Origin of the sequence: Burkholderia sp. Ax-1720 (assembly GCF_011753035.1) — a bacterium.
GTDB lineage: Bacteria > Pseudomonadota > Gammaproteobacteria > Burkholderiales > Burkholderiaceae > Burkholderia > Burkholderia gladioli.
In genome coordinates this window covers 1-9,262 of record NZ_VWWK01000227.1, presented here as the reverse complement: position 1 = coordinate 9,262, position 9,262 = coordinate 1, and the positions used below count along the sequence as shown (strand labels likewise).

General features: G+C 68.1%; 9 protein-coding genes. 4 read left to right on the top strand and 5 right to left on the bottom strand.

Going from position 1 to position 9,262, the window contains the following annotated elements; genetic code table 11:
• Positions 1-573, top strand: a 573-nt coding sequence (locus F3J18_RS33250; protein WP_166916347.1) for a DUF2325 domain-containing protein, incomplete at its 5' end; no start/stop codon positions are given.
• 73 nt (positions 574-646) lie between these two features.
• Here the strand turns inward: F3J18_RS33250 and F3J18_RS33245 are convergent.
• Together F3J18_RS33245 and F3J18_RS33240 are read right to left on the bottom strand one after the other, a co-directional pair.
• Positions 647-1,081 carry a winged helix-turn-helix domain-containing protein gene (locus F3J18_RS33245; protein ID WP_240154725.1) on the bottom strand — a complete coding sequence of 145 codons (435 nt, stop codon included), beginning with the start codon at positions 1,079-1,081 and terminating at the stop codon, positions 647-649.
• Positions 1,082-1,249: 168 nt separating this feature from the next.
• Positions 1,250-3,235, bottom strand: a complete 1,986-nt coding sequence (locus F3J18_RS33240) for an alkaline phosphatase D family protein (protein WP_240154726.1) — start codon at positions 3,233-3,235, stop codon at positions 1,250-1,252.
• 461 nt (positions 3,236-3,696) lie between these two features.
• Here F3J18_RS33240 and F3J18_RS33235 point away from each other — a divergent pair, with 461 nt between their 5' ends.
• The gene (locus F3J18_RS33235) at positions 3,697-5,922 is read left to right on the top strand and encodes a glycoside hydrolase family 31 protein (RefSeq protein WP_166916343.1); all 2,226 of its coding nucleotides are present in this window, start codon (positions 3,697-3,699) and stop codon (positions 5,920-5,922) included.
• Positions 5,923-6,096: 174 nt separating this feature from the next.
• Here F3J18_RS33235 and F3J18_RS33230 read toward each other — a convergent pair whose 3' ends face one another.
• The 3 genes from F3J18_RS33230 to F3J18_RS33220 form a co-directional block, all read right to left on the bottom strand.
• Complete coding sequence (locus tag F3J18_RS33230; protein ID WP_152554455.1) at positions 6,097-6,372, bottom strand: hypothetical protein; 276 nt, start codon at positions 6,370-6,372, stop codon at positions 6,097-6,099.
• Between the two features lie 129 nt (positions 6,373-6,501).
• Entirely contained in the window at positions 6,502-6,987 is a 486-nt protein-coding gene (locus F3J18_RS33225) for a molybdopterin-dependent oxidoreductase (RefSeq protein ID WP_013689497.1), read from the bottom strand.
• Between the two features lie 13 nt (positions 6,988-7,000).
• Complete coding sequence (locus F3J18_RS33220; RefSeq protein ID WP_025100069.1) at positions 7,001-7,429, bottom strand: TOBE domain-containing protein; 429 nt, start codon at positions 7,427-7,429, stop codon at positions 7,001-7,003.
• Positions 7,430-7,584: 155 nt separating this feature from the next.
• Here F3J18_RS33220 and F3J18_RS33215 point away from each other — a divergent pair, with 155 nt between their 5' ends.
• Positions 7,585-8,463: an extracellular solute-binding protein gene (locus F3J18_RS33215; protein ID WP_166916341.1), complete on the top strand. Its 879-nt coding sequence runs from the start codon at positions 7,585-7,587 to the stop codon at positions 8,461-8,463.
• Positions 8,460-9,262 (top strand): ABC transporter permease (locus F3J18_RS33210; protein ID WP_240156479.1); only part of this gene is annotated, 803 nt, incomplete at its 3' end. The genes F3J18_RS33215 and F3J18_RS33210, both read left to right, overlap by 4 nt.

The window sequence follows — 9,262 nt, the reverse complement described above, 5'->3', positions numbered from 1 at the left end:
CTGCGGCGCGCGCTGGCCGAACGCGACGCCAACGCGGTGCTGCTGGCCGGCCGCGCGGCGGCGGCCGAGCAGGCGCTCGAGGTGGAGCAGGCGCGGGTGCGGATGCTGCGCGAACAGCTCGACGACGCCCTGCATGTGCTGAACGCGGCCAAGCGCGAAGCCGCCGTGCTCGAGCAGGCCTTCGCGGCCGTGCCGGGCGGCGTCGACCTGGCGCGGCCGTCGCTGCGCGCGATGCGCGGCCGGCGGATCGTCTATGTCGGCGGACGGGAGGGATCGAATGCGGCGCTCGCGCGATTGGTCGACGCGGCGGGCGGCTCGGTCGCCGTGCACGACGGCACCGACACGAGCGCGGGAAGCTGGATGTCGCGAGTCGCCGAAGCCGACCTGGTGGTGGTGGCGACCGATGCCGTGGCCTGCGAAGCGCTGGCCGGCATCGCGGCGGCCTGCGCGAAGCAGGGGGTGCCGCTGAGGAGGATCAAGGCGGCCAACCTGGCCGAGGTGGTGGATGCCATCGCGGGGCTGGCGCGCTCGGCCGAACGCGCGGCGGCGGCCATCGCGATGCGGCACGGCTGAGCGCCGAACCACCCACGGGCACCGCCCCGGCGCCCGCATCGAGAGACGGCATCAGGGCCGACTCAAAACCGCCTCAGGACTGCATCAAGTCCGTCAGCTCGGCGATCTGGCTGTCGCAATGCCGCTTCGCCTCTTCCTCGATCTCGCGATAGAGCGCGATGATCTTCTCGCCGACCGGGGTCAGCGTGCAGCCGCCGCCGCTCGCGCCGCCCTGCTCGGAATGCGTGGCCGGCGCGCGCAGCGAGCGATTCAGTTCGTCGATCAGCAGCCAGGCGCGGCGATAGGACATGCCGAGATGGCGCGCGGCCGCCGAAATCGAGCCGTGCTCGCGCACCGCTTCGAGCAGGGTGACCTTGCCGGGGCCGAGCGCGACCGTGTCGCCGCGCCGGATCCGCATCCGGAAATTGACTTGCGGGGGGCCCGGCGGTGCGGAGGACGACTCGGCTGCCTCGGGCGCGGGCGCGGGCTCGGTCGAAGGGAGATCGGGTTTGCTCATGCGCGAAAGCATACACGATGGGCCGGCCGCCTCGCGAGCCGCCGATTCGCCGATTCGCCGCGCGACGGCCCCGCCTGACGCGAAGCCGAGAAAGGAAGCCGCAACATGAAAATGGCCCGGGAGCACGCCTGCTCCCGGGCCATTCGTCGTTCAGCTTCGAAGCGCTGCTTCGTTCCGCTACTACGCCACGTTGAGCTTGGTGGTGTTCGCCTGCACCGTCACCACCTTGGTGCTGGCCACCGCGGTGGCGGCGTTCGGCACCTGGCCCGTCGGGCTCACCGGCGCAATCTTGCGGAAGTTGCAGGTCAGCGCGCTCGGCGTGAGCGTGATCACGCTATACCCCTGCGCATTGCTGTCCGAATACGCCAGCCAGCTGTTGTTCGCGGTGAGCGTGCTGTCCAGGCTGTTGAAGCCGCCGGTGGTCGCCAGCAGGTCCAGCCAGCCCGTATTGTTGGCCGGGTTGTTGAGGAAGGCCACGTAGGAGGTAAACAGCGAGGTGCTCGAGATCCCGGCGGTGCCGAGGTCGACCATCACCGGCGTGGGCGTGGCGGCATCGAAGTCGTTCATCACGGTGCCGGCCACGAAGGCATTCAGGTTGCCCGACAGCGACACCACGTTGCCGATGTTGTTGCTGCTCAGGAAGCTCATCAGGCTCAGGCGCTCGGCGTTGTAGCCGTCCCATTGGTCGGCGCTCATCAGCATGGTGGTCAGCACCGAATACGGCGGCAGCAGCGAGTTCAGCTCGGCGATGGTTCCTTGCACGGCGGACTCGGGGAAGCCCAGCTTCTGCGTCGCGAAGGTGTCCAGGTTGGTGAACGGCGCGGGCTTCAGGTTGCCGGCCACGGCCGCGGTCAGGTCCTGCTGGATCGCCGTGTGGAACTGGGCCTCGAACGGCCCCAGCCCGCTGGTGGTCTGCAGCACGGCCTGGGTCAGCGCGTCGGTGAGGGCGGCGAACATGTCCACCTGCGTGCGCAGCAGCGACACGCTGTTGCCCCACAGCTTCCAGGTGGTCTTGGCCGCGCTCATCTGCGTCTGCCACCATTGGCGCTGCGTGTCGCCGAGCAGCGACACCGGGGTCAGCGCATTGCTCGCGGCCGTCAGCTTCGCCTGCTCGGCGGCCGCCACGGTGGCCTTCGGCACGAAGTAGAGGCTGCCCACCGGATTGCCCGATACCTGTTCCGCCACCTCGTGGGCCGCGCGATACAGGCGCTCGTCGGTCATCACCAGCGTGGCCAGGTTTCCAAAGGAGAACGAACGATAGATCTGAATATTCTGGAACGAGGGATTGTCGGCCGTGAAGCTCACGTCGGCCGGCATGTATTCGAACCAGGCCTGGTTGGCGCCGCGCCGGCGCGCGGTCTGCTGCGCCTGGGCGGCGGTGTAGGTCTCGTGGTCCTGCCAGCCGTTGGCCGAGAACTCGTGGTCGTTCCAGATCGCGATCATCGGCCAGTTGGCGTGCAGGCGCTGCAGGCGCGGATCGCTGCGATAGGTCTTGTAGAGCGTGCGGTAGTCGGGCAGCGTGGTCGCGTAGACCGAGCCGTCGGGCAGGGCCGTGCCGTTGGGCAGCTTGAAGTCGGGATGCGCCGGGTCGCGCGCCGGCGTGGTCGGCAGCGTGATGCCGAGGCGCTCGTACACGTAGTTGCCGACGTGCACGATGAAGCTGATGTCCTCGCCCTGCATGGTGTCGAAGGCCGCCCAGTGGTTCACGCTCCAGTCCTGGCTGGAGATCACCGCGAACTTCAGTTGCGAGAGCGCCTGCCCGGCGGCCGGCAGCGTCCAGGTGCGGCCCGTCATGCTGGTCACGCCACCCGCGATGAAGCGGTAGTAGTAGATGGTGTTCGCGTTCAGGCCGCTGACCTTGTGGCGCAGCGTGTAGTCCCAGTCGGCGCTCGCCGCCACCGTGGTATCGAGCACCAGCGCGCTGAAATCGGCCGCCGTCGACACCTGCACGCGCACGTTGACGGGGTTCTTGCCGTCACCGCCCGCCACGCGGGTCCACAGCACCACGCTGCCCGGCTGCGGATCGCCCGAGGCGACGCCCAGCGAGAACGACAGCGGCGTGGCCGTCGAGCTGCCGCCACCGGTATTCGTGCCGGTCGAAGTCGCGGCGTCGTCGCCCCCGCCACATGCGGTCAATAGCGTGGCGCTGGCGACCGAAGCGGTCATGAAACCGCTCCACTTGATGAATTTACGGCGATCCATTTTCAATCCGTCGATATGTCAGTTTTAAGAAATAAATAGCGATTTCCGATATTACAGAAAACTATCCAAATGCTATCGAGGCCGAATTAAGACATCGACAGATGTCTCTTCAATGACAAATCCCACATGTCCGACGGATGAAAAAATCTCCATTCAATCAACCGATTCTATTACTTTATATTTCGATGACGGCTGTTTACATGATGTTTTCGTGACTTGGTAAGGCACCGAGAATTTTCAAAAGGAACGACCGTTCCCGGATTTATTCGACAAGCCCGTGATTTTTTCCAAAACGCTTTGTCATCTGCCTTAAATTCATCCTAACTAGCCTCTTTCATTCCCCGCGAAACTGAAATGCGTCATTCATCTCGACACGAATCCCTTTTGTTTCGAGTCGATGAATTTCCTGGATGGATAATCAAACAATGTCGAAAACTTCCCGCCCGCCGCGGCGACTCCCCGCCTTGCTGGCCGGCACCGCCCTGGCGCTCGCCGCCTGCGGCGGCCATGACGATCCGCCGGCAACCCAGGCCGGCAACACCACCGGCAACGGCGGCAGCAGCAACAACGGCAATGCGCTGCAGGTCACCGAAACGCCCTCGCAGTTCATCGTCGGCAATGCGAACACGCGTTTCGTGCTCAGCCGCGACAGTTGGCACCTGCAATGGGCCTCGGCCAACGGCGACACCCTGGTCCAGGACGCCGCGGCCAGCGGCGCACCCTCGCAGGTCAATCCCGATTTCGCGAAGTTCGACAACCTCCAGGACGGCATCAACGAGGCCTACCCGGGCTTGCCGCAAGTCAGCTATCGGCCGTTGTCCTACCTGAGCGGTTCGCAGTGGCATTACGCGACCGGCGTGAAGTCGGTGCAGGCCTCGGGCAAGGTCGCCACCATCGCGGTGAACACCGACGACGGGCTGGGCGCCACGCTGAGCCTGAGCTTCGCCGACAACGGCACGGTCAGGCTGCACTACGCGCCGGCCGCGCCCAAGGTCACGGCGGTGTCCACCGCCTGGGACAGCCCGGCCACGCAGGCCTACTTCGGCGGCGGCCAGCGCTTCAACTCGGTCAACCTGCGCAACACGGCGCTGCCGCTGTGGATCAGCCACGGGCCGGGCTCGAACCGGCAGACCTCGACCAACGAGATCGTCTCGCCGTTCTTCTGGTGTCCTTGCGGCTGGGGCGCGGCCGTCGATTCGGACGCGCGTGGGGAAATCGTGTTCGCGCGCGACGACCAGCGTCCCGACGCGGTGCGCGCGACCATCGAGAACGACACGCTGGACCTGGTCTACTACCAGGGCACGCCGGCCAAGATGCTGTCGGCCCATGTCGGCCGCGTCGGCGGCCCGCAGTGGACGCCGCCCGACTGGATGTGGAAGCCGATGGTCTGGCAGGACGGCGATACCAGCACCGCCTCGGTCAACCAACTGGTCGACGGCATGCAGAGCCGCAACATCCCGATCGGCGCGGTCTGGCTCGACAATCCCTGGGACAACGGCCAGGGCAGTTTCGATTTCGATCCCGCCCGCTTCGCGAACCCCGACGCGCTGATCTCGCAGGTCCACGACAAGGGCGTGCGCCTGATGGTCTGGCTCTCGTCCTACGTGAACAACAGCTACCAGACCGACTACATCAACAAGGGCTGGACCATCACCGGCACCCGGCCCGACAACAACGAGGCCACCTACTACCCGCCGCGCGGCCTCAGCACCCACGTCGACTTCAGCAACCCGGCGCCTTATGCCGCCTGGCGCGACGGCCTGCGCGCGCTGGTACGGCGCGGCGTGGACGGCGTCAAGGTCGATCGCGGCGAGGAGGACCTGTCCGACAACTCGGTCTGGCACAACGGCCTGCCGAACCGGCTCAACCACAATGCCTATATCGACGACTACCATCACGCGATCTTCGACGCCTTCCACGCCGAGCGGCCCGGCGACGATTTCGTGATCCTCGCGCGCGGCGGCTGGAACGGCTCGGCGCGCTGGGCCGGCCACTGGGAGGCGGACAACCAGAGCCAGCCGGGCGAGCAGGGGCTGACCCAGGCCTTGCGCGGCTTGATGTCCCTGTCAATGAGCGGCTTCGCCTTCACGGGCGGTGATATCGGCGGCTACGCGGGCAGCCGCCAGAACACCGGCGAGGCCGGCTTCAACCACCCGGAGCTGACGCCGACCGAGGGCACCTATATCCGCTGGACCGAACTGGGCGCGCTCTCGCCGGTGATGCAGACGCCGGTGCCGCCGTGGTGGGTCAGCGATCACGCGATCGCCGTCTACCGGCGCTACGCGACGCTGCACGACCGCCTGGTGCCCCATATCGCCGCCGCGGCGCGTAGCACCATCGCCGACGGCACGCCGATCGTGCGGCCCCTGCCCTATGCCTACCCGAGCGATGCCAACGCGGTGGCAGCCGACGACGAGTACCTGTTCGGCCCCGACCTGCTGGTCGCGCCGGTCACCTCGACGCTGTCGACGGTTGGCGTGGGCACGCGGCACATCTACCTGCCGGCGGGCACCTGGCGCGACTTCTGGACCGGCGCGGTATTCCAGGGGCCGCTGTCGCGCACGGTGGTGCCGGACGTCGACACGCTGCCGCTGTTCGTGCGCGACGGCGCCAGCCTGCCCGAGGGCGTGAGCGCGGCGGCCTTGCCGTAAAGGGAGGGAGCCGGCACGGGGCCCGTCGGGCTCCTGCCGGCGAGATCGCGGGCAATCGCGAGGACAGTCGCGAGGGAAATCGGCCGCCCAATGAAAAATCGCATCCGGGCCGGCGGTGTCCGGCGTGGATGCGATCGGGTCGAGCGGCCCCGTCCAGGGCCGCGCGAGGCAGGGCTACAGATCCCGCTTGAACTTGTGCAGCGTCTCGTTCAGCGAACTGCGCGAATTGACGGCATCGATCGTGTCGGCGAGGAACCACGGCAGGATCAGGCGCGTGTTCGGATCGCTGACGCCCACCGTCAATCTCGGCGGCGCCGCGGACTTGCCGGCGGCGGTGCCCTGCGCCGCGGCGTGATCGTCGGCGCCGACTGCGGGCGCCGCCAGGCAGGACACCTGCGCGCCGGCGGCCGCCAGCATGCCCAGCACCAGCATGGAACGGAATTTCCTCATGACTCGTTTCTCCCGATGGGCCATCCCATCTTCATCCGGATAAGGACATCGAGTCATTTTTCGAGGAAAAAATCCCGGCGTCGAGAAATTCCCCCGGAGCGCTCGCTGCCCGGCGCGATCACGGCGCGCTTACGGCGCAATCACGCGCGCCACCAGCGACGCGAGCCGCTTCACGTGCCGCGGCGCCGGCGAGATGTCGGCGCCGGAGAACAGCAGCGGCGCGCCCGCCTCGCCCAGGGCGCGGCCGCCGCATTCGTAGGCGACGATCGCCTGCTCGCCGATCGCGGTATTGAACAACTCGTGCCACGAGAAGGTGACCACGTAGCCGTCGTGGCCGATCGCCAGGAACACGGTGCGCTTGAAATCGCCGCTGGCCGGATCGTGCAGCCCGGCCAGCGTGAACAGCTCGGTCAGGCGCACGCCGCGATACGGCTCGACGTCGCGGATGTACCGGCCGCTGGTGAAGCAGCGCAGCGCGAAGGGCTCGCAGCGCGTGGCCGGCAAGGCGGCGAGCTCGGCCAGCGACAGCGACATCGGCCGCAGCACGTCGCCCTCGATCCTCAGGATGCCGGGGCCGGGATGGCCGGCCAGGAGCGGCGGCGCTTCGGTGCTCATCGGGCGGCTCCGCTCAGGCGTCCACGCCGATGATCACGCTGGAGGCCTTGAAGATCGCGCTGGCCGGCTTGCCGGGCGCCAGGCCCAGGCGATCGACGCTGTCGTTGGTGACGATCGCCACCACCTGCGCGCCGCCCGGCGCCGCGATCGCGACCTCGGCATTGACGGCGCCCTTGGTCAGCGAAGCCACCGTGCCGGCCACGCAGTTGCGCGCCGAGACGCGCCCCGCGTCGACGTCCACCATCACCAGCACCGACGAGGCCTTGACCAGCGCGAACGCGGCCTTGCCGGCGGCCAGCCCCAGCGACTCGGCGCTGCCGTGGGTGACGATCGCGACGATCTCGAGGCCGTCGGCGGCGCGCAGCCTCACCTCGTCGTTGACCGCGCCGGGTTTCACGTCGACGATCTGTCCGACGAAATGGTTACGGGCACTCGTGCGCATGGAGGTCTCCTGTCAGGTTGGCGCCGGCCGAGATGCCGGCGCATCGAGGACGCCAGTGTAAACGCAACGAATCGCCGCCGCGATTCCCGCTATTCCGCCCAAATGTCGCCGTCGCACCGTAATATACCGACCTCTATAACGCTACGGAGTAAGCCATGTTTCGCAAGCTGCTGGTGTGCGGCGCCGTCGTCGCGAGTGCCTTTGCCGCCAACGCGCAGGCCGCCGACAACGACACCGTGAACGTGCTGTACGCGGGTTCCCTGGTCAACCTGATGGAGCGCAGCGTGGGCCCCGCCTTCGAGAAGGAGACCGGGCTGCGTTTCCACGGCTACGCGGCCGGCTCGAACAAGATCGCCAACGAGATCAAGGGCAAGCTGCGGCGCGGCGACGTGTTCATCAGCGCGAGCCCGAAGGTCAACACCGGCCTGATGGGCGAGGAGAACGGCGGCCACGTGGCCTGGTACGTCAACTTCGCCGAGTCGCCGCTGATGATCGGCTATAACGCCAAGAGCCGCTTCGCCAAGGACTTCAAGACCAGGCGCTGGGACCAGGTGCTGCAGGAGCCGGGCATCCGCATCGGCCGCACCGATCCGAAGCTCGATCCGAAGGGCGCCTTCACGGTGGAGATGATGACCAAGGCGGCGAGCTTCTACCACCAGCCGGACCTGGTCGAGAAGACGCTCGGCACGGCGGAGAACCCGGAACAGGTGCTGCCCGAGGAAACCCTGGTGGGCCGCCTGCAATCGGGCCAGCTCGACGCGGGCTTCTTCTACTCGACCGAGACCTCGGACCTGAAGATCCCGGCCGTAGCGCCCGCGCCCGAGTTGCAGGCCAACGCCAGCTACACGCTGACGATCCTGTCCGACGCGCCCAACCAGGCCGGCGCCGCGCGCTTCGCCAACTTCCTGCTGAGCGCCCAGGGCCGCGCCCTGCTCAAGCAGCACGGCGTCGACGTGGTCACGCCCAAGGTGAGCGGCAACGCGCAGGCCCTGCCGCCCTCGCTGCAGGCCGTGATCGACGCCGCCCAGCAATGACGCGACGCGTCGCCGGACCGCTGCGGCTGCTCTCGCTGCTGCTGGCGGTCTACCTCTGCGCGCCCTTCCTCGCCGCCATCCCCCAGATCGGCCAGGCCGACTGGGCCGGCGTCGACTGGGGCGCCACCTGGTCGGCGGTCGGCGTGTCGGCCGGCAGCGCCACGCTGGCCGCCCTGCTCACCCTGGTTTGCGGGGTGCCGCTCGGCTACTGGCTGGCGCGCTCCGGCTCGCGCGCCACCACGCCGATAGGCTTCATCGTGCAGTTGCCGCTGGCGCTGCCGCCGCTCACCAGCGGCGTGCTGCTGCTGTTCCTGCTGGGTCCCTACAGCCCGCTCGGCCAGTGGAGCAACGGCGCGCTGACCGATTCCTTCGCCGGCATCGTGCTGGCGGAAACCTTCGTGGCCGCGCCCTTCCTGATCGTCGCCGCGCGCTCGGCCTTCGCCGCGCTCGACCCGGTGTTCGAGGATGTCGCCGCCACGCTCGGCCATCGCGCCGGCAGCCGCTTCTTCCGCGTCGCGCTGCAGGCCGCCTGGCCGTCGATCCGCGCCGGGCTGGTGCTGGCCTGGCTGCGCGCCTTCGGCGAATTCGGCGCGACCGTGATGGTGGCCTATCACCCGTATTCGCTGCCGGTCTATACCTACGTGGTGTTCGGCGGCCAGGGGCTGCCGGCGATGATGCCGCTGCTGCTGCCGACGCTGGCGATCGCGGTGGGTTGCGCGATGCTGTCGGTGCTGCGGCTCGGCGCGCGCGATGGCGGCGAAGCGGGCGCGACCGAGAACGGCGACGAGCCGCCGCTGGC